General features: G+C 31.6%; 25 protein-coding genes. All 25 read left to right on the plus strand.

The window, feature by feature from the left end:
* Positions 1–1,854 (plus strand): ferrous iron transport protein B, encoded by a 1,854-nt coding sequence (gene feoB / locus CPG45_RS15205; protein WP_096232892.1) that lies wholly within the window; start codon positions 1–3, stop codon positions 1,852–1,854.
* Positions 1,855–2,169: 315 nt separating this feature from the next.
* Entirely contained in the window at positions 2,170–2,607 is a 438-nt protein-coding gene (locus tag CPG45_RS15210) for a Fur family transcriptional regulator (RefSeq protein WP_096232894.1), read from the plus strand.
* A 154-nt stretch (positions 2,608–2,761) separates the two neighbouring features.
* Positions 2,762–4,432, plus strand: a complete 1,671-nt coding sequence (locus tag CPG45_RS15215; RefSeq protein ID WP_096232896.1) for a ribonuclease J — start codon at positions 2,762–2,764, stop codon at positions 4,430–4,432.
* 11 nt (positions 4,433–4,443) lie between these two features.
* Positions 4,444–4,773 carry a YlbF family regulator gene (locus tag CPG45_RS15220; RefSeq protein ID WP_096232898.1) on the plus strand — a complete coding sequence of 110 codons (330 nt, stop codon included), beginning with the start codon at positions 4,444–4,446 and terminating at the stop codon, positions 4,771–4,773.
* Positions 4,774–4,876: 103 nt separating this feature from the next.
* Positions 4,877–5,902 carry an endolytic transglycosylase MltG gene (mltG, locus tag CPG45_RS15225; protein ID WP_096232900.1) on the plus strand — a complete coding sequence of 342 codons (1,026 nt, stop codon included), beginning with the start codon at positions 4,877–4,879 and terminating at the stop codon, positions 5,900–5,902.
* A gap of 21 nt (positions 5,903–5,923) precedes the next feature.
* Positions 5,924–6,565, plus strand: a complete 642-nt coding sequence (locus CPG45_RS15230) for an O-methyltransferase (protein WP_096232902.1) — start codon at positions 5,924–5,926, stop codon at positions 6,563–6,565.
* Complete coding sequence (locus tag CPG45_RS15235) at positions 6,558–7,769, plus strand: peptidase U32 family protein (RefSeq protein ID WP_096232904.1); 1,212 nt, start codon at positions 6,558–6,560, stop codon at positions 7,767–7,769. The genes CPG45_RS15230 and CPG45_RS15235 overlap by 8 nt, the downstream gene beginning before the upstream one ends.
* 62 nt (positions 7,770–7,831) lie before the next feature.
* A complete protein-coding gene (locus CPG45_RS15240) occupies positions 7,832–9,436 on the plus strand; it encodes a peptidoglycan D,D-transpeptidase FtsI family protein (protein WP_096232906.1) in 1,605 nt (534 codons plus the stop codon).
* Positions 9,437–9,503: 67 nt separating this feature from the next.
* Entirely contained in the window at positions 9,504–10,199 is a 696-nt protein-coding gene (gene sigK, locus CPG45_RS15245) for an RNA polymerase sporulation sigma factor SigK (protein ID WP_096232908.1), read from the plus strand.
* A gap of 65 nt (positions 10,200–10,264) precedes the next feature.
* Entirely contained in the window at positions 10,265–10,750 is a 486-nt protein-coding gene (locus CPG45_RS15250) for a YqeG family HAD IIIA-type phosphatase (RefSeq protein ID WP_096232910.1), read from the plus strand.
* A gap of 5 nt (positions 10,751–10,755) precedes the next feature.
* Positions 10,756–11,607, plus strand: coding sequence for a shikimate dehydrogenase (gene aroE / locus CPG45_RS15255; protein ID WP_096232912.1), 852 nt, complete (start codon positions 10,756–10,758; stop codon positions 11,605–11,607).
* Positions 11,608–11,799: 192 nt separating this feature from the next.
* On the plus strand, positions 11,800–13,488 hold the full coding sequence (locus CPG45_RS15260) for a GspE/PulE family protein (protein WP_096232914.1): 1,689 nt from the start codon (positions 11,800–11,802) through the stop codon (positions 13,486–13,488).
* Positions 13,489–13,623: 135 nt separating this feature from the next.
* Positions 13,624–14,673, plus strand: a complete 1,050-nt coding sequence (locus tag CPG45_RS15265) for a type IV pilus twitching motility protein PilT (protein ID WP_096232916.1) — start codon at positions 13,624–13,626, stop codon at positions 14,671–14,673.
* 165 nt (positions 14,674–14,838) lie between these two features.
* Positions 14,839–16,053 (plus strand): type II secretion system F family protein, encoded by a 1,215-nt coding sequence (locus tag CPG45_RS15270; protein WP_096232918.1) that lies wholly within the window; start codon positions 14,839–14,841, stop codon positions 16,051–16,053.
* Between the two features lie 36 nt (positions 16,054–16,089).
* Positions 16,090–16,464: a competence type IV pilus major pilin ComGC gene (locus CPG45_RS15275; protein WP_096232920.1), complete on the plus strand. Its 375-nt coding sequence runs from the start codon at positions 16,090–16,092 to the stop codon at positions 16,462–16,464.
* A gap of 56 nt (positions 16,465–16,520) precedes the next feature.
* The gene (locus CPG45_RS15280) at positions 16,521–17,279 is read left to right on the plus strand and encodes a prepilin peptidase (protein ID WP_172856669.1); all 759 of its coding nucleotides are present in this window, start codon (positions 16,521–16,523) and stop codon (positions 17,277–17,279) included.
* 136 nt (positions 17,280–17,415) lie between these two features.
* Positions 17,416–17,871, plus strand: coding sequence for a prepilin-type N-terminal cleavage/methylation domain-containing protein (locus CPG45_RS15285; RefSeq protein WP_096232924.1), 456 nt, complete (start codon positions 17,416–17,418; stop codon positions 17,869–17,871).
* 10 nt (positions 17,872–17,881) lie between these two features.
* Positions 17,882–18,607, plus strand: coding sequence for a prepilin-type N-terminal cleavage/methylation domain-containing protein (locus CPG45_RS15290; RefSeq protein ID WP_096232926.1), 726 nt, complete (start codon positions 17,882–17,884; stop codon positions 18,605–18,607).
* The gene (locus tag CPG45_RS15295; RefSeq protein ID WP_096232928.1) at positions 18,595–19,083 is read left to right on the plus strand and encodes a prepilin-type N-terminal cleavage/methylation domain-containing protein; all 489 of its coding nucleotides are present in this window, start codon (positions 18,595–18,597) and stop codon (positions 19,081–19,083) included. Before CPG45_RS15290 ends, CPG45_RS15295 begins: the two co-directional genes overlap by 13 nt.
* Positions 19,070–19,669 carry a PilX N-terminal domain-containing pilus assembly protein gene (locus tag CPG45_RS15300; RefSeq protein WP_096232929.1) on the plus strand — a complete coding sequence of 200 codons (600 nt, stop codon included), beginning with the start codon at positions 19,070–19,072 and terminating at the stop codon, positions 19,667–19,669. Before CPG45_RS15295 ends, CPG45_RS15300 begins: the two co-directional genes overlap by 14 nt.
* A 14-nt stretch (positions 19,670–19,683) precedes the next feature.
* Positions 19,684–19,959 (plus strand): late competence development ComFB family protein, encoded by a 276-nt coding sequence (locus CPG45_RS15305; RefSeq protein WP_096232931.1) that lies wholly within the window; start codon positions 19,684–19,686, stop codon positions 19,957–19,959.
* Complete coding sequence (pilM, locus tag CPG45_RS15310) at positions 19,956–20,915, plus strand: type IV pilus assembly protein PilM (RefSeq protein WP_096232933.1); 960 nt, start codon at positions 19,956–19,958, stop codon at positions 20,913–20,915. The genes CPG45_RS15305 and pilM overlap by 4 nt, the downstream gene beginning before the upstream one ends.
* Before the next feature lies 1 nt (position 20,916).
* Positions 20,917–21,447, plus strand: a complete 531-nt coding sequence (locus CPG45_RS15315) for a PilN domain-containing protein (RefSeq protein ID WP_096232934.1) — start codon at positions 20,917–20,919, stop codon at positions 21,445–21,447.
* A 4-nt stretch (positions 21,448–21,451) separates the two neighbouring features.
* Entirely contained in the window at positions 21,452–22,279 is an 828-nt protein-coding gene (locus CPG45_RS15320) for a type IV pilus inner membrane component PilO (RefSeq protein WP_096232936.1), read from the plus strand.
* Positions 22,280–22,284: 5 nt separating this feature from the next.
* Positions 22,285–22,800, plus strand: a complete 516-nt coding sequence (locus CPG45_RS15325; protein ID WP_096232938.1) for a shikimate kinase — start codon at positions 22,285–22,287, stop codon at positions 22,798–22,800.
* The last annotated feature ends 11 nt before the right edge of the window (positions 22,801–22,811 follow it).

The raw sequence follows: 22,811 nt of genomic DNA on the forward strand, positions 1-22,811 counted from the left end.
ATGAGCAACTGCTGTACAGAATTAAAAATTGATGTACCAAAGGGTGCTAAAAAAATAGTCCTCGTTGGTAATCCGAATGTTGGTAAATCTGTCTTTTTCAATTCTCTTACAGGAATGTATGTTGATGTGTCAAATTTTCCCGGTACTACTGTTGATATAAGTCATGGTAAGTTTGGTAATGATGTAGTAATTGATACACCAGGTGTTTATGGAGTGTCGTCATTTAATGATGAAGAAAGAGTTGCAAGGGATGTTATTCTTGATGCTGATATTGTTCTGAATGTAGTTGATGCACTTCACATAGAACGAGATTTATTTCTAACACAACAACTCATAGATATGGGTAAACCTCTAATTATTGCATTAAATATGATGGATGAGGTTAAAAGAAATGGCATTTCGATTGATGTAAAAAGACTTGAAATGGAATTAGGCGTTACTGTAATACCATGTATAGCGACTAAAAATATGGGCGTAAAAGAAGTTAAAAACAATATATATAATGCTAAATATGGCAATAGAACGAATGTGGTCAAAAAATATTATAATGAATTTAAATTTGATGTTCCTAACAAATCAGAGATTCTATTGATTCTTGAAGACGATGAAAATGTTATGAAAAGAAATGGGATCAAAGAGAAAATTGGTCTTAGGGAAATTATATACAATGAAAGACGTAAAAGGGTTAATGAAATAATAAATAATGTCATAAAAGAAGAGAATAATGGGGCGTCGTTTAACATAAAACTCGGCAGAATGATGTTAAAGCCAATAACAGGTATTCCTTTATTGATAATAACTCTTGGTATCATGTATGAAGTCATAGGTGTTATTATAGCTCAAACAGTCGTAGGATTTACTGAGGGCGAGATAATGGATGGGATATACAAACCTTTTATTGTTAAATTAATTGGAAGTATAATACCAATTAAGTCATTTTTCGGTAGTATATTGATCGGCGAATTTGGTCTACTTACCATGACAGTCATATATGTAATTGGATTACTTTTACCGCTTGTAATAGGTTTTTATTTTTTCTTGTCACTTTTAGAAGATTCAGGATATTTACCGAGAATTGCGGCACTTGTCGATAGAGTGCTTACAGGCCTTGGACTAAATGGAAAAGCTATTATTCCTATGATTCTTGGCCTAGGCTGCGTAACAATGGCTACAATAACAACAAGGATTCTTGGATCAAGGCGTGAGAGATTTATTGCAACCATGCTATTAGGACTTGCCATACCTTGTTCTGCACAATTGGCTGTTATTGCAAGCATGATTGCACCGCTTGGATTATCATATATATTAGCATATAGTGGTATTTTAATAGTTATATTTTTAGCTATAGGTAAAATATTAAATAAAGTATTACCAGGCAAATCATCGGATCTTCTTATAGACCTACCGACATTAAAAATGCCTGAAGCAAAAAATGTAATTAAAAAGACTTTATCAAAAACCAAGATGTTTTTAGAAGATGCGGTACCTCTTTTTGCTATTGGATCTTTAATAATAGCAATTTTACAGTATACGGGTATTCTCGATATTATACAAAGATTGGCATCGCCATTGACAACAGTCTGGCTTAAACTTCCAAAACAAGCTGCTAATGCTTTTATAATGGGTTTTGTAAGACGGGATTTCGGCGCTGCAGGTCTTTATTCCTTAAATTTATCGCCAAAACAGACCCTTGTTGCACTTGTGACTATTACACTTTTTGTACCTTGTATTGCTGCAACGATGGTGATATTTAAAGAAAGAGGCAAAAATGAATCTTTGATAATATGGTTTGGCTCAGTTTTTCTCGCGTTCTTGGTTGGAGGAACTCTTGCACAAATAATTAATATAATATAAAAATTGAAATCATAAAGGTGATAATAATGAATATATGTCCACAATGCGGATACAATGTAGATGATAAGACTTTAAGATGTCCCCGCTGTAATAAAATATTATTTGAACTACATGGATGCACCGGAAATTGCTTGAAATGCAAAAAAAAGTGCAATGTAAATAAAAAATCTATTTTCAATTGATAATGAAAAGTTGTTGAATCTTATATTGCATTGTATTATAATAAAGTCAATTTATTTTAATAAAAACTGTTGACAATTGAGAATATTGAGCATAAACTGGTATAAACGGATATATATACAAGGTGGTGAAAAAATGAATGAAATTGATGATATTAAAGAAAGTTTAAAGCGGAAGGGTTTTAAACTTACTACACAAAGGCGTGCAATTCTAGATGTTATTATAGAAAATAGAGAGAAACATCTATCATCAGAGGAAATATATGACCTTGTTAAGGAAAAATATCCTGAAATTGGTCTTGCGACCGTTTATAGAACATTGCAATTATTTGATGATCTAGGGGTTATATATAAATTAAATTTTGACGATGGAAGAAGTCGATATGAACTTTATCATAATGAGGATCATCAGCACCACCATTTGATATGTTTAAAATGCGGTAGTGTTATTGAAATGGAAGGAGATTTACTTGAAAATCTAGAAGAAGCCATTGAAAGCACAAAAAACTTTGAGATCGTTGACCATAATGTAAAATTTTTTGGATATTGTAGCAAGTGCAAAGCTAAACATTAATTAAGCCTGTTAATTTAACAGGCTTAATTTTAGATAAATGTGCTTGAACATATTTTTCAAATAAAGTATAATTACATTAATTAGTGTGATGTACGGGTAATGTTTTAGTATCATTGGATAAAATAATGTTATCCATAATTTAAAGAAAGGAGATATGTATTTGACGAATAAGACAAAATTAAAAATCATACCATTGGGCGGACTAAATGAGATCGGGAAAAATATGACCGTTTTTGAATACGGAAATGACATAATAGTTGTTGACTGTGGTCTCGCTTTTCCCGATGATGAAATGCTCGGAATTGATCTTGTTATACCAGATATTTCATATTTACTTAAAAACAAGGAAAAAGTAAGAGCTATTGTTTTGACCCATGGACACGAAGATCATATAGGTGCATTACCTTATGTTTTAAAACAATTAAATTTGCCTGTATACGGAACGCGACTAACTCTCGGACTTGTAGAATATAAATTAAGGGAAAATGGATTATTGAGAGATAACAAGCTTATAATAGTAAAGCCAAGGGAAATTGTAGAAATCGGTCAGTTTAAAGTAGAGTATATAAGGACATCCCACAGTATAGCTGATTCGGCAGCACTTGCGATACACACACCTGTCGGTACTGTGTTTCATTCAGGAGATTTTAAAATAGATTTTACTCCAATTGGGGGAGAGGTTGCGGATTTTCACAGATTTGCTGAACTTGGAGAGGAAGGCGTTCTTGTGATGCTTTGCGATAGTACCAATGTTGAAAGGCCAGGCTATACGATGTCAGAAAAAACTGTCGGTGATACTTTTGATAATATATTTAGGAAAGCGGAACAGAGAATAATAGTCGCAACATTTGCATCAAATATCCACAGAGTTCAGCAGATAATTGATTCCGCTCATAAGTATGGGCGAAAGGTATCTATATCTGGTAGAAGTATGGTTAATGTAGTGAACGTTGCTAATGAATTGGGGTACTTAAGCATACCGGAGGGTACATTAGTTGATATAGATGACGCAAATAAATTACCTTATGATAAAGTTGTTATTATTACGACGGGAAGCCAAGGTGAACCAATGTCAGCCCTGACGAGAATGGCATCATCAGAGCATAAAAAAGTTGAAATAGTACCGGGAGATACAGTGGTAATATCTGCATCTGCAATACCTGGAAATGAAAAACTTATATTAAGAGTAATTAATCAACTTTTCAAAAAAGGTGCAGAGGTTATCTATGATGCTTTAGCAGATGTACATGTATCAGGACATGCTTGCCAAGAAGAAATAAAATTACTCCACACACTAATAAAACCACAATTTTTTATCCCCGTACACGGAGAATATAGACACTTAAAACAGCACGCTAAATTAGCCGAAGACTTAGGTATGGATCCTAAAAATATATTTATTGCTGATAATGGAACAGTAATTGAGTTTACAAAAAATTCCGGAAGAATTGCAGGTACAGTAACAGCCGGGAAAGTACTTGTTGACGGACTTGGTGTCGGTGATGTTGGAAATATTGTCCTAAGAGACAGGAAACATCTTTCACAGGATGGTCTCCTAGTAGTTGTTGTTACAATTTCTAAGGAAAAAGGTGCCGTTATAGCCGGACCTGATATTATATCAAGAGGATTTGTATATGTCAGAGAATCTGAAGATTTAATGGAAGAAGCTAAAAACTTAGTAAAAGAAACGCTGACACAATGCGAAAAGGATGATATAACAGAATGGTCATCAATAAAAACCATGATAAAGGAATGCCTAAGTAGCTTTTTATATGAAAAAACTAAGCGAAATCCTATGATATTGCCAATAATAATGGAAATATAGGGGGTATTCGAATGAACGTATATGACAAAGCATATGAGCTTAAAAGAGCTATTGAGGAATTACCAGAGTACATCGCATTCAAAGAAGCTTATAAAAAGGTTAATTCTAATGAACAAAATAAAAAAATGCTTGAAGATTTTAGAAAAAAGCAGCTTGAAATTCAGTCAAAAGAATTAACAGGTGAGAAAGTCAGCAAAGAAGATGAAGAAAAATTAAAAAAGTTATATGAAATACTGAGACTTAACCCTGAACTAAATTCATATCTTACTGCTGAGTATAGCTTCTCTAGAATAATGGATGATATAACGAAAATTATAATGGATGTTGTAAATATTAAATAATTTAAATATAACAAGTAAGTTTATGCTTACTTGTTTTTGTTTTTATATAATTATATAATCATTGTATAAAGTGTCGATTTATTTGTTTTAAGGGGAGAATAAGATGATTAGGGCTGAAAACAAGAGAAAAAAAAGCATTATGACTTTTGCTATAGTTATCGTTTTTTTTATATTGTCCACTATTGTATATTATAAAAGTCTTTTTAAACCTGTTGATAATAATCCAATACAAAAAATAGTGGTTATTCCGCCAAGATCATCAACAATTAAAATAGCAAAGATATTACATGAAAATAATATTATAAAAAATGAATTGTTTTTTATAATAAGATCTAGATTGAATGACAGTGAAGTCCAAATGAAGGCAGGAAAGTATCTTTTGAGTTCAAATATGACTACAGACGAAATAATTAAAAAGTTAAAAGATGGAAAGTCAATAATAGACTCTGTAAAAGTCACTATACCGGAAGGATTCACAGTAAGCGAAATAGCTGATAGGCTTCAATATATGGGGCTTGTTAATAAGGATAAATTTTTAAAAGATGCACAATATGGTGTATTTAATTATGATTTTTTAAAAAATGTTCCCTATAGTCGTCCAGATCGCCTTGAAGGGTATCTTTTCCCTGACACATATTTAGTAAAAAACGGTGCAAGTGAAGACGATATAATAAATCTTATGCTTTCAAGGTTTGATGAAGTATATAAAAAATATATAAAAGATAATGAAGGTAAAGTTGGTATGTCTGCAGATAAGATAGTAATTATTGCATCAATGATTGAAAAAGAGGCAAAACTAGACAGTGATAGGCCATTAATAGCCGGTGTAATATATAATAGGCTAAATAAAAACATGAAGCTTCAGATTGATGCAACTGTTGAATATGCTTTAAAAAAACATAAAGATAAACTGTCATACAATGACCTTAAAATTGAGTCACCATATAACACATATTTAAATGCTGGACTTCCTATAGGTCCTATTAGCAATCCGGGTTTAAAATCCATTAAAGCAGCACTAAATCCTGCAAAGCATGATTATTATTATTATGTCGCCAAAAGTGATGGTTCACACATATTCAGCAAAACCTATATAAGCCATATAGAAGCCCAGAAAAAGATAAATTGAATTACGAAGGTGTAAAAATATATGATAGATGCTGACATTAAATATATAAGGAATCTCTTTGATGTTAATAAAGGTTTATTAAAAGATATAGAAGATTATGCCAATAAAAATTTTATACCTATCGTTAAGCCAGAAGTTGCTAGATTTTTAGAAACTATGGTCAAAATTAAGAAGCCTAAAAATATTCTTGAAATAGGTACGGCAATTGGCTATTCATCAATTATTATGCTAAATGCTTATAAAGATGCAAAAATAATTACTATAGAAAAGGATTTGGAAAGAGCCGAAATGGCAAAAGATAATTTTTTGAAGGCACTACTTCTCAATAGAGTTGAACTAATTAAAGGTGATGCCATTGAAGTATTACCAAACCTTAATAACAAATATGATATGATATTTATAGATGCTTCAAAAGGTCATTACAAGGAATTTTTCAATGAATGTTTGAGGTTACTAAATGATGATGGTATTCTAATATGCGATAATATTCTTTATAAAGGATATGTAGCCAATGAAATAAATGTAAAACATAAAAGAAGAACTATAATATATAGGATGAGAGATTTTATAGATGAAATATTAAATAGAGAAGGTATTGTGACATCTATTATACCAATTGGTGATGGATTGTCTGTTAGTATAAAGGAGGCAAAAAATGATTGAGCTTTTATCACCTGCTGGTGATATTGAGAGGGTTAAGATAGCGATAAATTATGGTGCAGATGCCGTATACTTTGGAGGAAATCACTATGGATTAAGAGCAGCTGTAGGGTTAAGCCTCGATGAAATCAAATATGCTAATGAATATATTAAAAAGCATAATAAAAAAGCATATTTGACTGTAAATATATTTCCACATGATGAAGACTTAGATGGCTTACCAGAATATATTGATGAAATAAGCAAAATAGGAATAGATGCTGTCATCTTATCAGATCCGGGCGTTTTTTCTATTGTCAAAGAAGTAGCACCAAAAATGGAAATCCATATTAGCACACAAGCAAACAATGTAAACTATAAAAGCGCAATATTTTGGTATAAGCTTGGTGCAAAAAGAATTGTTTTAGCAAGAGAATTATCTTTAAATGAAATAAAGTCCATAAGAAAAAAAACACCGATTGACCTTGAACTTGAAGCATTTGTTCATGGTGCAATGTGTATTTCATACTCTGGAAGATGTCAGCTAAGCAATTACCTAACAGGAAGGGATGCAAATAAGGGTGAATGTACACATCCGTGCAGGTGGAAATATTATCTAGTTGAAGAAAAAAGACCTGGACAGTACATGAAGATAGAAGAAGACGAAAGAGGAACATATATAATGAATTCAAAGGATCTTTGCATGATTAAATATGTTCCGGATATTATAAAATCAGGTGTAACAAGTCTGAAAATTGAAGGCAGAAATAAAAGTTCTTATTATGTTGCTGTTGTTACAAAAGCATACAGGAAAGCAATTGACGATTATCTCGAATTTGGTGATAAATATGTTTTTGACGAAAGTCTTTTAGAAGAAGTTGAAAAAGCTAGCAATCGCGGTTTTACTACGGGATTTTATTTCGGAAAGCCAGGTGCGGAGTCACATAATTATGAAACATCAGCATATATTAGAAACTATAATATTATAGGTATGGTACTTGACTATGACGATAAAAATAAAATGGCAATAGTTGAGCAAAGGAATAGGTTCTTTAAAAATGATATCATTGAAGTTATGGGACCTAAAGACCTTTTTACACAAACTGTCGATAAAATAATTGATATAGATGGAAATGAAATAGATGTAGCACCACATCCACAGATGATAATAAAAATACCAATGCAAAAACCAGTTGAGAAATATTACATTCTAAGGAAAAAGGTTTAAATATACGTATTTAATAACTCCTTGCAGGGAATAATATTTACATCCCTGAAAGGAGTTTCTTTATGTGCAATAAAATTACGAGATTAGTGATTTTGGCTATTTCTTTAACATTACTTACAATTGGATTAATGGCAAGGCTATTTTACATACAAGTTATTAAAGGTGAATCATATGCCAAGATTGCAGTTGAACAAAAGATAAAAAGTCTAAATTTGGGGCAAAAAAGAGGAGAAATATATGATAGAAACTTGATACCATTTACAGATAGAACTTCGACAGAGTATATTTATGCAGTACCTGGAATGATAATAGACAAAGAATTGGCATCGACTATATTAAGCAAGATAACTGAGAATCCTAAAGAAAAAATTTTTAATGATTTAAATTCGAAAAGTGATTTCTTAAAATATAAATGTTTAAATACATACAATAGCAAACTTCCTATTGGCATTTTTAAATTAGACGTGCCCGAAAGATATGATACCAACACACTAGCAAGACATATTATCGGTTATTATGGAAGCATTAGTTCCGGCCTTGAACATACATTTGATAGAGCATTGAGGTCTTATGGAAATGAATCTATAGCGATTTTTAAAGATAACTATAATGATTATTTAAAAGGACTTGGTGTAAAAGTTAGAAGTACATCGGATAATGTTTTTTCTATTGAAACAACCCTAGACTACCATATACAAAAGGCTGTAGAAAATATACTCGATAAAAATAATATAAATGGTGCAGCAGTTGTTTTAGATGTAAAAAATGGTGATATCCTTGCTATGGCGTCAAGACCAAACTATGATCAGAATAAAATCAGCAGCTACCTTGATAGCACTAATGAAGAACTAATGAATAAAGCTTTAATGGCATATCCACCTGGATCAATATTTAAGATAATAGTGGCATCGGCTGCTTTGGAAAATGGAAAAGTTAATATATATGATAATTTTATTGATGAACCATATATTAATATAAACAGTGTTGTATTTCATAATTTTATGGATGAAGCTAACGGGATAATAAATATAGATAAGGCCTTTGAAGTTTCATCAAATACGACGTTTATAAAAATAGGTCAAAATACCGGTGGAGATAAAATAATAAATATGGCTAAAAAATTTGGAATAACTATAGATGACAATTTACCCATAGAAGAGGAAATTGGTACATTGCCATCAATAAAAAATACATATGGTGCGGGCATTGGTAATCTTTCTATAGGACAAGGCGATGTTTCTATAACACCGCTTCAAGCCGCTGACATCGCCGCAACAATTGCTAATAATGGTATAAGGCATGTACCAAATCTTCTTAAGTCTATTGTTGACGAAAATGGTAAAGAAATAGAAAATCTTCATAAAAATGATTCATATAGAGTAGTAAGCGAAAATACAGCCATAATAGTAAAAAAGATGATGAGGGATGTTGTTACAAACGGAACAGGTAAAAATGCAGAAACAGAATACGGTTCTGCTGGCAAAACTGGTTCTGCAGAAGTAAATAAAGAACTAAATATATATCATGCATGGTTTACCGGATTTGTTCCATATGATAAGCCTAAGTATGCCATATCAATATTTGTAAAAAATGGTGATATCGGGGGAATAAAAGCGGCACCAATTTTTAAAGATATTGCTGGTGAAATAATGAAATATTATAGATAAGACTTGCACCTAAAATTAATAATAAGCATATATTTTATATGTGACACTAAAAATGGAGGTGGCAATAATGTGGGCGGCACTTATTGCACTTGTAGCTTCGATAGTCAAAGAGATTATTAATTTTGGGTATTTAACAAATGCCAGTTCATTTCCTCAACCTTTAACATTGGAAGAAGAAAAGAAGTACTTTGAAGCATACAAAAATGGTGATGAAGATGCAAAAAACATACTAATTGAAAGAAACTTAAGACTTGTAGCACATGTCGTTAAAAAATATAGCAATACAGGTAAAGATATTGATGATTTAATATCGATAGGAACAATAGGTCTTATAAAAGCAATTCGCACATATGATTCATCAAAGGGGACCCATCTTGCAACATATGCAGCTCGATGTATAGAAAATGAAATATTGATGTCACTAAGGTCGGAAAAGAAAATAAAATCAGAAGTATCACTGCAGGATCCTATCGGTGTTGACAAAGAAGGCAATGAAATTTCTTTAATAGATATACTGGGAACCGAAACAGATGAAGTAAGCGATCAAGTAGAACTAAGAATGCAGGTAAAGAAACTTTATAATAAGATAAATAGCGTTCTTAAGAATAGGGAAAAACTAATAATAGAATTAAGATACGGACTTAGAAATGGCGGTGCAAAGACTCAGAGAGAAATAGCAAAAATGCTTGGTATATCAAGGTCATATGTTTCAAGAATAGAAAAAAAAGCGCTGAATAAATTATTTAAAGAGATGACTATGTAACTGTCTATATTGACAGTTTGTTTTTTTATAAAGTATAATTAAAAAGTGAATTTGAGGTGAATGTATTGTACCAAAAATTAATTCCAGATATGTATGTAAAAACTATATACGACATAGACTTTGAAAAATTAAAAGAGAAGGGTATACATTGTTTAGTTGTTGATATAGACAATACACTTGTACCGCAAAAAGTCAGATATGCGGATCGAAATGTGATTAGGCTATTTAAATATCTGAAATCAAAGGATTTTAGAGTATGCTTGATTTCAAATAACACAAATAAGAGGGTAGACGAATTTAGAGAAAAAATAGAGGTTCCCGGTATAGCATGGGCAATAAAGCCAAGAAGGGGTGCATTTAATAAGGCACTAAAGATTTTAGATGCAAAACCTGAGGAAACAGCTATTATTGGTGACCAGATTTTCACAGATATACTTGGTGGACATAGAGCAGGACTTTATACAATATTGGTGACACCCATATCAAAAGAAGAATTCGGTTGGACAAAGCTTATGAGAAGACTTGAAAGACAAGTATTAAAAAGGTTGTGATATTAGTGAATATTGACTCAAAGACGAAGATATATGGATTAATAGGGCATCCTGTTGGTCATAGTTTATCACCACTGATACATAATACTGCATTTTTAGATCAAAAATTAAATTGCATATACGATTGCTTCGATGTTTTGCCTGAAAATATTAAAGATGCTGTATTTGGTATAAAAGCTCTTGGTATAATGGGTGTTAATGTGACTGTACCATACAAAGAAATGGTTATTCCATATCTCGATTTTATATCAGATGAGGCGAAATTAATAGGTGCTGTAAATACTATAAAAAATAATGATGGAAGATTAGAAGGATATAATACCGATGCGTCTGGTTTTATCGAATCCCTTTTAGAACAAGGTGTAGAAATAAGGGGGAAAAATGTAGTTATATTAGGCGCTGGTGGTGCTGCTAGAGCTATAGCAGTAGCTTTTTCGCTTAATGATGTAAATTCCATTACAATAGCAAATAGAACTGAAGGAAAAGCGTATAATCTTTATAAATACATAAAAGAAAAATTTAGAACCGAATGCAAATACACTTCATTGGATGAATTAATTGACTTTGATAATATCGATATACTAATAAATGCAACAAGTGTTGGAATGTTTCCAAATGTAAATGCCACACCTGTTGATGAAAAGATTATAAGAAAGGCTAAATTTATTTATGACCTTATATATAATCCTAAAGAAACCTTATTTTTAAGGTATGCTAAAAAATACGGAATAAAAAATTCAAATGGCTTGAATATGTTAATAAATCAGGCTAATAATTCCTTTAAAATCTGGTTTGGGAAAAATTTTAACAAAAATTTAATTGTAAATGTCCTAAGAAAGAAGGAATTTATCAAATAATGTAGAATATATATAAATACACTGATATTTATGACAATAAAAGAATTTATTGTCATATGAAAGGTATTTTTATATAATTATTATGAATATTAGATTATATGACGTGAGTATATATTTGGGCGCCTTATGACTCACTGATATAGTGGCGCAACCGGCTTTATGTCGGCTTTATTTATTTGGAGGAAGAATTTAATGGTCAAAAAAAGATTGGGAGACCTTCTTGTTGAGGTCGGACTCATTGATAAATCTCAGCTTGATAATGCTATAATGTTACAAAAAAAAACGGGTGAAAAACTCGGGAAAATACTTGTTAAGGAAGGCTATCTTACAGAAGAGCAAATAATAGAAGCATTAGAATTTCAGCTTGGTATACCACATATTGATATTAAAAAAGTTTTTATAGATCCCAATGTAGCAAAGTTAATACCTGAATCCATTGCAAAAAGACATATAGTAATACCAATAAAAAAAGACCATGATGGGTTACAGGTTGCAATGGCAGACCCCCTCAATATATTTGCCATAGATGATATAAAGCTTATAACAAAAATGAATGTAAAACCATTGATTGCTTCAGAAGATGGAATATTAAAAGCTATCGACAGAGTATTTGGGAAAGAAGAAGCCGAAAAAGCAGTACAGGATTTCAAAAAAGAACTTAATCAGCATGGTATAGATATTGAAAATAATACTATTGAAAGCCTTTCAGAAGAGGAAATAAATAACGCACCTGCTGTAAGACTTGTAAATTCTATCATTGAGCAGGCTGTTAAAGGAAGGGCTTCTGATGTACATATAGAGCCAACAGAGAAAGATTTGAGAATAAGGTATAGAGTTGATGGTGAGCTTCATGAGGCAATGAGGGTTATAAAAAACACCCAAGGGCCCGTAATAACAAGGATAAAAATAATGGCAAATATGAATATAGCTGAGAGAAGAATACCACAAGATGGGAAGATAGAGACAAATATAGATGGTAGAAGTATTGACATAAGGGTATCATCACTACCTACCATTTATGGAGAAAAGATTGTTTTAAGGATACTTGATAAAAGCGGATTTATAATAACAAAAGATAAACTTGGATTAAGCGAAGAGGAAATGAATTTATTTGATAGTTTAATAAGCCATCCAAATGGTATTATCCTTCTTACAGGGCCTACAGGAAGCGGTAAAACAACGACACTCTATGCAATGCTGAAGGAGCTAAACAAACCTGATATAAATATTATAACGGTTGAAGACCCTGTAGAATACACGCTAGAAGGTATTAATCAAGTTCAAGTAAATGAAAAAGCTGGGCTTACTTTTGCAACTGCTTTAAGGTCGATATTGAGGCAGGATCCAGATATCATCATGATAGGTGAGATAAGGGATAGGGAAACAGCAGAAATAGCAATACGTTCTTCCATAACTGGTCATCTTGTTTTATCGACACTGCATACAAATGATGCTGCAGGTGCTATAACAAGGCTAATTGATATGGGCATTGAGCCATATCTTGTTTCATCGTCAATAGTAGGTGTTATAGCGCAAAGGCTTGCGCGAAAAATTTGCAATAATTGCAAGGTAGAATACGAAGCATCAAATAGAGAAAAGGCAATACTCGGAATAGATATACATGAGAATTTAAAACTTTATCGTGGGAAAGGGTGTGCTGTTTGCAATAAAACAGGCTATAGAGGTAGAACACCTATATATGAAATAATGATGATGACGCCAAAAATAAAAGAGCTAACAAACGAAAAAGCATCGTCGGATATAATAACAAATGAGGCAATAACAAATGGTATGCATGTATTGAGGGAAAGTGCAAAAAGGCTTGTTCTTGAAGGCATTACAACGATCGATGAAATGCTAAGACTAACATATGAGGATTGATTTTTTATATTTTTCATTGAACACAGCGAAGAAGAATCACAAATTATAAAGAATTAATTTAAGGGTATTGATTAAAGTAGGGGCTTAATTTAATAAGCTTAATAGAGGAATCTCAATAAAAAAGGTGATAAACAAATGAAAGCAAATGATTTACTAAAACTTGTAGTTGAGAAAGGTGCATCTGATTTACATATAACGGTTGGAATCCCACCAGTATTGAGAATAAATGGCTATCTTGAAAAGCTTGATTTACCTCCACTTACACCACAGGACACGGAAGACATGACGCGAGATCTGCTTAAAAGTGACGAGCTCAATAAGCTTGATGAAACTGGTGACATAGACCTTTCATATTCTGTAAAAGGTCTTGGAAGATTTAGAATAAATGCATATAAGCAAAGAGGTACATATAGTCTTGCAATAAGGTCTGTATCTTTAAGAATACCCACCTTAGAAGAATTGGGGCTTCCAAGTGTTACAAGAGAACTTGCTTTAAAGACGAGAGGTCTTATACTTGTGACAGGACCAACAGGCAGTGGCAAATCAACGACATTGGCTTCCATGATTGACCTTATAAATAACGAACGTAACTGTCATATATTGACACTTGAAGATCCTATAGAATATTTACATAAGCACAAAAGAAGTATAGTAAATCAGAGAGAAATAGGTCATGACTCTATATCATATGCAAATGCATTAAGAGCTGCTATGAGAGAGGACCCTGATGTGATACTTGTAGGTGAGATGAGGGATTTGGAAACTATTCAGATTGCTATAACAGCGGCCGAGACTGGACATCTTGTTCTATCTACACTACATACAATAGGTGCTGCAAAGACTATTGATAGAATCATTGATGTTTTTCCGCCGCACCAACAACAGCAGATAAAAGTACAGCTCTCAAATGTATTAGAAGGCATCATATCACAACAGCTACTTCCTAAAATAGATAATTCTGGCCGTGTTGTTGCAGTTGAGGTAATGATTGCAACACCTGCTATAAGGAATCTTATACGGGAAGGTAAATCATTCCAAATACAATCGATGATACAGACAGGCAATAAATTTGGGATGATAACAATGGATATGTCTATATCACAGCTTTTAAAGAGGAATTTGATATCTATGGACGATGCACTGACATATTGCGTTGATAGAGAAAATTTCTCAAGAATGATATAAAAAATCCAATGTAGAAGCTTAATTTATTAAAACCATCTAAGAAATCTTTGATTCATGAAGAATATAACTTATGTCATTCTGGGGGTCGCGAAGAATCGCAGACCCGTTAGGAATACTAAGATATTATTTCCAACAAATCCTAATCATGTGAAAGGAAGGCATAATATGCCAGTATATAGTTATAAAGTCAAGGATAGTGATGGCAATCTTATAACAGGAACACTTGAACTTGAGTCAAAAACTGTATGCATAGATAATCTAAAACAAAAGAATTATTACATATTGGACATTAAAGAAAAAGAAGAGAAAAAAGATATATTTGAAAGCATCAATTCATCTCGAAAAGTCAAAGTCAAAGACATAGCGGTATTTTGCAGACAATTTGCAACACTTATAAATGCAGGACTTCCAATAGTGACATCACTTGCTACAATGGTGGAACAGGTTGAAAATAAAAAGCTTAAAGGGGCATTATCAGAGGTTTATGAGGACGTACAAAAAGGAAAAGGACTTTCAGAATCCATGAGAAAACATCCAGATGTATTTCCAATGCTTTTATTTAACATGATAGAAGCCGGTGAAGTGAGTGGTACACTTGATAATGTCTTAAATGAGATGGCGGACCATTTTGAGAAGGAAAATAATCTAAGCCAAAAAGTAAAATCAGCTTTGGCATATCCAATGGTTGTTTCAATAGTTGCCATATGTGTCGTAATATTTTTGGTGACAAATGTCCTTCCAACATTCGTAGGTATGTTTAAAAATGCAGGCGCGCAGCTTCCGCTTCCTACAATGATACTTCTTGGCTTGAGTGATTCCATTTCACATTACTGGTATGTATACATAGCAGATATTGCTTTAACAGTATTTCTGATTATGAAAGCATTGAAAACAGAAAATGGCAGAAGGCTTTATGATAGTCTTGCACTTAAAGTACCGATATTTGGGCCATTGAATAAAAAAGTAATAACATCGAGGTTTACAAGAACACTTGCTACATTGATAAGCTCTGGCATACCTTTAATAGAAGCAATGACAGTTATTGAAAAGGTAGTAGGTAATACAATCGTTGCAGATGGTTTAAAAAAGGTGGAAGAAGAAATAAAAAGGGGAAAGGGTCTTGCAGAGCCTTTAAAAAAGATGGGTATATTTCCGCCAATGGTCATTCAAATGATCAACGTGGGAGAAGATTCAGGCTCCCTTGATAGTATACTAAAAAAGACAGCAGATTTTTATGACAGCGAAGTAGATGCAGCAGTATCACAGATGACCACGTTGATAGAGCCCTTGATAATAGTAGTATTAGCGTCGGTAGTTGGATTTATAGTGATATCTATTGTTATGCCGATGTTCCAGATGTACAACTTCGTAGGGCAGTAAAACAACAAATGGGGAAAGAGAAAGGGGGTGAAAAACATGGCATGGTTCGTAAAGACATTAAATAAAGATGAAAAAGGTTTTACATTGGTGGAATTAATAGTAGTAATAGCAATACTTGGTATTTTGGCAGCTATTGCAGTACCAAGGATTACAGGTTCAATTTCCACCGCAAGAAAAAATGCTGATATAGCAAATGCCCAAATTATAGGACAGGCAGCCGAGAGATATATGGCAGAAAAGGGAGTTAATGAAGTTCCAAATAATAATATAAATCAATTAGTAGTAGATGGGTATTTAAATAAAGTTCCTAAAACATCAGCAAATGGAGACTTTACACTCATTACATCTAATGGACAAGCAACTGTTAAAATTGGTGAGACGGAGTATTATCCAACACCGCCATCTAATTAACAATTTAACTGGGATGGCACATTAGTGCCCTCCCTGACCTTTTTACGTAGGAGGCTATCATGTATTTACAATACATACTCGTATTTATATTCGGCACAATAATCGGCAGTTTCTTGAATGTGGTCATATACCGTATACCACGTAAAGAATCCATAGTTTATCCTCCATCACATTGTACAAAGTGCGGGCATAAGTTAAAACCTGTTGATTTATTTCCTGTTTTAAGTTATATTTTACTTAAAGGAAGATGTAGGCACTGCGGCGAAAAAATATCAATTCGGTATCCTGCTGTAGAATTTTTAACCGGATTCATATTTTTTATTATATTTTATCATTTCGGTCTTAGCATAAAAGCGTTGTCATATATATTTTTATCGGCTGTTTTAGTTGCAATAACCTTTATTGATATAGAGCATAAAATAATACCGAATAAGATAATTTTAACAGGGCTTATTGGTGGTATTATATTTAGAGTTTTATTGTACAATTATGGTATATTAGACTACGTCATTGGTTTTGCACTCGGTGGAGGCATACTTCTCCTTATATCTATTATTTCTGGCGGTGGTATGGGTGGTGGTGATATAAAGCTTATGGCTTTGATCGGTCTATTTGTAGGTTGGAAACTCACACTAACAACATTATTTATAGCCGTACTTTTAGGTGCAATAGGCGGAATTATCTTAATTATCCTTAAGGTTAAGACACGTAAGGACTATATACCGTTTGGACCATATATAAGTATGGCATGTCTTATATCAATATTATATGGATATGATTTATTGAATCTATACATAGGATACATTAGAGGGTAATTCCATTATGTATCATCCAATCGCTACGAAAAATCTCAGACTCTTGAATAATATGATAGATGTCACCAGAGGGCTGCGAAGAATCTCATACCTTTGAGGAATGCAAAAGAAAATATGTTATAACCACGGAGGATTTATGAGAACTAATGATAAAGGATTAACATTAATCGAGTTAATCACGGTATTATCCATATTAGCAGTGACTGTACTAATAACATTGCCAACAACAAATTTTTTTAAGGCAAAGATATCTCACTTTAGACTTAATATGATTGCAAATGAATTAATAAATGACATAAGGTATGTACAACAAAAAAACATATATGAGAATGAGAAGCTATATTTATCAATACAGACTGACCATAGTGGCTATTACATAAACAAACCAGGAACTATGAGTAAAAGGATAAAAACTAAAATTTTACCGGATGGTATTACAATTTATAGCAATAATTCTATGGATATATCATTTTCCGACCAAGGTGCTCCAATATCCGGTGGATGCACAATTTATTTATATAATTCGAATAAAAAGATAGAGATAACCATATTACCAGCTACAGGCAGAGTCATGATTAAAGGGAATTATTGAGGTGAGAGGAATGAAATATCTAAAAAATACACAAGGCATGACATTAATAGAAGTTTTAGTCGCAATAGCATTATTTGCAATAGCAGCGGTACCATTGTTGGGGGTATTTCATCAATCTGTTATAACAAATGCAGATTCAAAAATTAGAACACAAGAAGCTACTATTGCACAAAGTATTGCGGAAGATATTAAAGCGCAACAATTAACAGGCGATGCATTAGCGAATTTTATAAGCCAATTGATAGAAAATAAAAATAAAGAATTATTAAATAAAGGTTTAATTATTAATAAATTAAATACTAATGATGATACAATTGGAAATTTAAGAAAATACATTATACAAGTATCGAAAATAAATTCAAATATAAATTATACTTTAACATTTTTAGGTCCTATGACAAATATAAATTGGACCGTTCCTAATATTGATTTTAATAATGTGCCACCAATAGATTATGATAAAATAACGGATCTTGCAAAAATTGTTTGGTGGGGTTTTCTTTTTGCAGTATTTGTGGCTGTATGGAAAATTGGCCTATTAGATGCATTTAAAATAATTTTTTCAACTATATTTTATGATTGGTTCAATGGATTGAAAGATCTTTATTCTATAGCAGAAGATACAATCGTAAAAATAAAAGCTGAAAAGGGAATAGAGCTAAAAATACCTAAAGCATTACAATTCTGGGATCCTAATTATGAGTGGTGGTGGTTTTTTATACCATGGAATTGGTGAAAATCAATAAAGGATATACATTAATAGAGTTATTAGTCACATTAGCAATAATTGGTATTGTTTTATCAATTTATTCAACATTATATTATTCAAGCTATAAATCATATGTCAGCACACAAAAAAATATCGACATTGAACAAAATGTTAGATATGCTATGACATATATAACGAATCAGATCAATCAAAATAGTAATGGCATTATATTGAGTAATTTTGATAATAATATTGCCCATTCAATTACCGTTATTAATGAGGACGGCAATATAAAGTTTTCTTTTAATAATAATATAATCTATCGTGAAAAAAATGGTATTAAAAATCAATTAGCAATAGATATATATATATTTAATATTAAAGTAATAACTGATAAGATGATCAATATAGAGATAGGTGGCAAAAAAGATGATGGAACAGGAGAATTTACTTTATCAACAGATATTTTTTTAAGAAAGGGTAATATAAATGTACAACAATAAAGGATCTGCACTTATATTTACATTAATGGTATTATTAGTATTGTCTGTTTTAGGAGTAACAGTTTTAGAGATATCATTATATGAGTATAAAGCATCATATGCATATGGCAATAATATTTCAGTTAATTATTCAGCTGAAGCGGGTCTTGATATTGCAAAAGGCATTTTTAGCCAGCAAATGATGACAGATTTAAATAATTTAATGAATAGTGTAGCTAAAACTATTATAGCTACATATAAACAAGTAAATAAAAATGTAGATCCTAATGTATTATATCAAGGTATTTATCAAGCTGTAAAGAGCTACCTTGAGCAAACTGTTTTTCCTCAATATATAAAGTTATATACACTTAATGGTAATAATATGACAGCAAAGATTAACAGTATAACTATCATACCGCCATATTATCAATATAAAGATAATGAACCATCATATCCTTATTTCTACATCAAAGTGGAATCTACGGGTACCTACGGTAAACTTACAAGATACGGCCATGCCACTTTAATTCTTGACTTAAATAAATCTGGCAACCCATTGTCAATTCAAAGTTGGACAATTGACAATATACCACCATCAAATTAAAGGAGAGAAGATATATGGAATTAAAAAATTATATGGAAGAAGCGGTAAAGGATATTATTGACAATGTATTAAAGGATCTGGATGTGTGTAAATGTGAAAAGTGCAAACTTGATATAATGGCATTGACACTTAACAGTTTGCCATCCAAATATTATGTAACAGAAAAAGGTGAATTATATAATAAAGTTAATGAGCTAAAACAGCAATTTGAAGTGGACATTATAAGCAAGATTACAAAGGCAGCATATTTTGTGAATGAACACAAGCGTCATGGAGAGGATCAAATATGATCGGATTTGACATAGGCAGCTTTTACACCAAGATAGGTAGTTTTGATAAAAAAAATACAAAATTAAATAATATGATTATCGAAAGGACGCCTCATAATTGTATTGAAAATGGATATATAAAAGATATTAATCTACTTTTTCAATTTTTAAATGAAATTTTGAAGAAGAATTTTCTTAAAGAAAAGAAGTTATTTTTTTGTGTTTCAAGTACGGATATCATAATAAGAGAAATTATAATGCCGATGATGAAAGATGATGAATTAAAAAGCGCTTTAAAATATGAAATTGATCAGTATATACCCAATTCAGATGAATACATTATCGATTATAAGCAAATTGATAATGATGAAGATAGTAAAAAAACAAAAGTCATGATTGTGGCAGCGCCCAAAAATATGATATCTGAATATGTGAAGTTGACAGATATGTTGAAAATGCGTATAGAAGTAATAGATGTATACAGCAACTGTATTTATAAGTCAGTAAATAAATTATGTAAACTTAAAGGCAGTGTTTCGATTGTGAATATAGGTGCTGCGTACACAGATATTACGTTACTAAATGAAGGAAAGTATGCTTTCAGCAGGATAGTACAATTTGGTGGCAATGATATAACTGAGATAATTGCAAATATGTACAATATAGATTTTAGTTCTGCAGAAGAGTATAAAAGGACAAAACCTTTTTTAATAGATGATGAACAGTATAGCGATTTAAAAGAACATGTTAAGGAGCATTTAAATAGCAAGCTAAATGAGATATCAAGGATTTTTGATTTTTTTGAATCATCATATCATAAAAGCTTAAATGGGATACAATTAATAGGCGGAACTTCAAAACTTATTGGACTCGGCAAATATATTGAAAATTATTTTAAAGTACCTGTTATAACATATGATAGTGATGACTATGTTTATTTTTTGCCTGTTCTTGGCTCTTTGATTAGAGGTGAATAAAATGAAGGATATAAATCTTATACCAGAAGAAATCAAAACGAGGGAATACAATAAAAAGAAGAAAATAAGGAATCTTGTAAATGGTGTCATAATATTATGTATTTTTTCAGCAATTATTTTTTTGCCGCAAATTTACATACAGAAACTTAATCACGATAAATCAGTTTTTAATAATAAACTTAGTCAGTTAAAAGAAAAAACTGATATTGAGTTAAAAGTACAAAACCGTATAAAATATTTAGCCGATAAGGAAGCACTTATAAAGGTTCTTAACAAAAATAAATTTGACATGACAAAAATATTGGATGACATATCAGTAAATATTCCTGATAAAGTTTCTATTACTGATTTGAAATTTAGCAACAATGTAATTGAAATAACCGGCAATACATATATGAATAAATTTTTATCAGATTTTATGCAAAATTTAAGAAAACTTAATTATGTTGATGACATAAACTTAGTATCGGCAAAAAAATCTGATAACGGGCTTATAAAATATACTTTGCAGATTAAACTTAAGGTGGTATAATATTATGAAATTGACAAATAGGGAAAGGGTACTTATATTACTTGCTCTTGTAATAGGCATAATAGCTTTATATTATCAGTTTGTTTTGTCAAGCCAGCTTTCTAATATCAGTAAGCTTAAAAATGAAGTTACAAGCCTAAAAACGGAGTCAAATAAATATGATATGTTAAATTTAAAGAATTTGAATGAAAGTTTAACGAAAGTTGAGCAAAAGATAAATACTACGAATGAAGAATTGCCTGATTATGAGAATATTGAAGAATTTATTGTCTCTTTGGATAATATCATTGCATCGACTGGTGTAAATTTTAAAGAAATAAATTTCCAGAATAATGGAAATCAAGGACAAAACCAAAATCCACCTCAACAAAATTTGCAACAGCAAAATGGTGGAAATAGTAAATCACAGAAAAAATATGTTGAAATACCAGTCAATATTAGCGTTACAGGTAATTATAATAATATATCTGCGTTTATAAGTGAAATTCAAAAGTTAAAAAGAATTAACGATATAAAATCTTTAGAGATTTTAAATGACAAAGAATCTGATTCATTAACACTAAATATGAGCTTAGTGATATATTCTATGAATCAAAAAGGTGGTAGCTATCTCAAACCTTCATCAACAACTGGTAGGAGCAATCCATTTAAACCATTGGAAGAGGTTCAACAAAATATGCAAAATCAAGGAAATAAGCAAAATAACCAACAAACAATACCGAGTATTGATGTAAATAAGATTATAACAGATACTTTAAATAATGCACTTAAAGTGATACCGCCACAAAATAATACTCTAAATAATAATGGGAAAACAACCGGAGGAAATTAGTACCGATGAAAAACATTGCTTTAACAGGTTTTATGGCAACTGGTAAAACTACAGTTGGAAAAAATGTTGCTAATATATTAAGTTTCGGCTTTATTGATACCGATAGCTTGATTGAAAAAATTTGCGGTATAAGTGTGCCGCAAATTTTTGATAAATACGGTGAAAAATACTTTAGAGGTATCGAAAAAACTGCAGTAAGAAGAGCATCGAGATTAAAAAATTATGTTGTTTCTACAGGAGGTGGGGTTGTATTAAACCCATCAAATATAGTACAATTAAGAAAAAATGGCGTTGTAATATGTTTAAAAGCAAGGCCTGAAATCATTGTAAGGAATATGGGTGAAAACAAAGATAGACCTTTACTGATGTGTAATGATACACTTGAAAGAGTACAAAAGCTACTAAATGAAAGGGAACATTATTATAAATTTGCAGATTATACAATTGATGTTTCTGACATGACTATAAATGATGCAGCTTTAGCGGTTATTGAGGCATATTCAAAACTAAAGAACAAATGAAACCCAGGACG

Source organism: Thermoanaerobacterium sp. RBIITD (assembly GCF_900205865.1).
In the GTDB taxonomy this organism is placed as follows: domain Bacteria; phylum Bacillota; class Thermoanaerobacteria; order Thermoanaerobacterales; family Thermoanaerobacteraceae; genus Thermoanaerobacterium.

Bases quoted from the DNA above. Each gene is read 5' to 3' on its own strand.
- feoB (WP_096232892.1), top strand. From the start codon at position 1: ATGAGCAACTGCTGTACAGAATTAAAAATTGATGTACCAAAGGGTGCT.
- CPG45_RS15210 (WP_096232894.1), top strand. From the start codon at position 2,170: ATGAATGAAATTGATGATATTAAAGAAAGTTTAAAGCGGAAGGGTTTT.
- CPG45_RS15215 (WP_096232896.1), top strand. From the start codon at position 2,762: ATGTATTTGACGAATAAGACAAAATTAAAAATCATACCATTGGGCGGA.
- CPG45_RS15220 (WP_096232898.1), top strand. From the start codon at position 4,444: ATGAACGTATATGACAAAGCATATGAGCTTAAAAGAGCTATTGAGGAA.
- mltG (WP_096232900.1), top strand. From the start codon at position 4,877: ATGATTAGGGCTGAAAACAAGAGAAAAAAAAGCATTATGACTTTTGCT.
- CPG45_RS15230 (WP_096232902.1), top strand. From the start codon at position 5,924: ATGATAGATGCTGACATTAAATATATAAGGAATCTCTTTGATGTTAAT.
- CPG45_RS15235 (WP_096232904.1), top strand. From the start codon at position 6,558: ATGATTGAGCTTTTATCACCTGCTGGTGATATTGAGAGGGTTAAGATA.
- CPG45_RS15240 (WP_096232906.1), top strand. From the start codon at position 7,832: ATGTGCAATAAAATTACGAGATTAGTGATTTTGGCTATTTCTTTAACA.
- sigK (WP_096232908.1), top strand. From the start codon at position 9,504: ATGTGGGCGGCACTTATTGCACTTGTAGCTTCGATAGTCAAAGAGATT.
- CPG45_RS15260 (WP_096232914.1), top strand. From the start codon at position 11,800: ATGGTCAAAAAAAGATTGGGAGACCTTCTTGTTGAGGTCGGACTCATT.
- CPG45_RS15265 (WP_096232916.1), top strand. From the start codon at position 13,624: ATGAAAGCAAATGATTTACTAAAACTTGTAGTTGAGAAAGGTGCATCT.
- CPG45_RS15270 (WP_096232918.1), top strand. From the start codon at position 14,839: ATGCCAGTATATAGTTATAAAGTCAAGGATAGTGATGGCAATCTTATA.
- CPG45_RS15275 (WP_096232920.1), top strand. From the start codon at position 16,090: ATGGCATGGTTCGTAAAGACATTAAATAAAGATGAAAAAGGTTTTACA.
- CPG45_RS15285 (WP_096232924.1), top strand. From the start codon at position 17,416: ATGAGAACTAATGATAAAGGATTAACATTAATCGAGTTAATCACGGTA.
- CPG45_RS15290 (WP_096232926.1), top strand. From the start codon at position 17,882: ATGAAATATCTAAAAAATACACAAGGCATGACATTAATAGAAGTTTTA.
- CPG45_RS15295 (WP_096232928.1), top strand. From the start codon at position 18,595: ATGGAATTGGTGAAAATCAATAAAGGATATACATTAATAGAGTTATTA.
- CPG45_RS15300 (WP_096232929.1), top strand. From the start codon at position 19,070: ATGTACAACAATAAAGGATCTGCACTTATATTTACATTAATGGTATTA.
- CPG45_RS15305 (WP_096232931.1), top strand. From the start codon at position 19,684: ATGGAATTAAAAAATTATATGGAAGAAGCGGTAAAGGATATTATTGAC.
- pilM (WP_096232933.1), top strand. From the start codon at position 19,956: ATGATCGGATTTGACATAGGCAGCTTTTACACCAAGATAGGTAGTTTT.
- CPG45_RS15315 (WP_096232934.1), top strand. From the start codon at position 20,917: ATGAAGGATATAAATCTTATACCAGAAGAAATCAAAACGAGGGAATAC.
- CPG45_RS15320 (WP_096232936.1), top strand. From the start codon at position 21,452: ATGAAATTGACAAATAGGGAAAGGGTACTTATATTACTTGCTCTTGTA.
- CPG45_RS15325 (WP_096232938.1), top strand. From the start codon at position 22,285: ATGAAAAACATTGCTTTAACAGGTTTTATGGCAACTGGTAAAACTACA.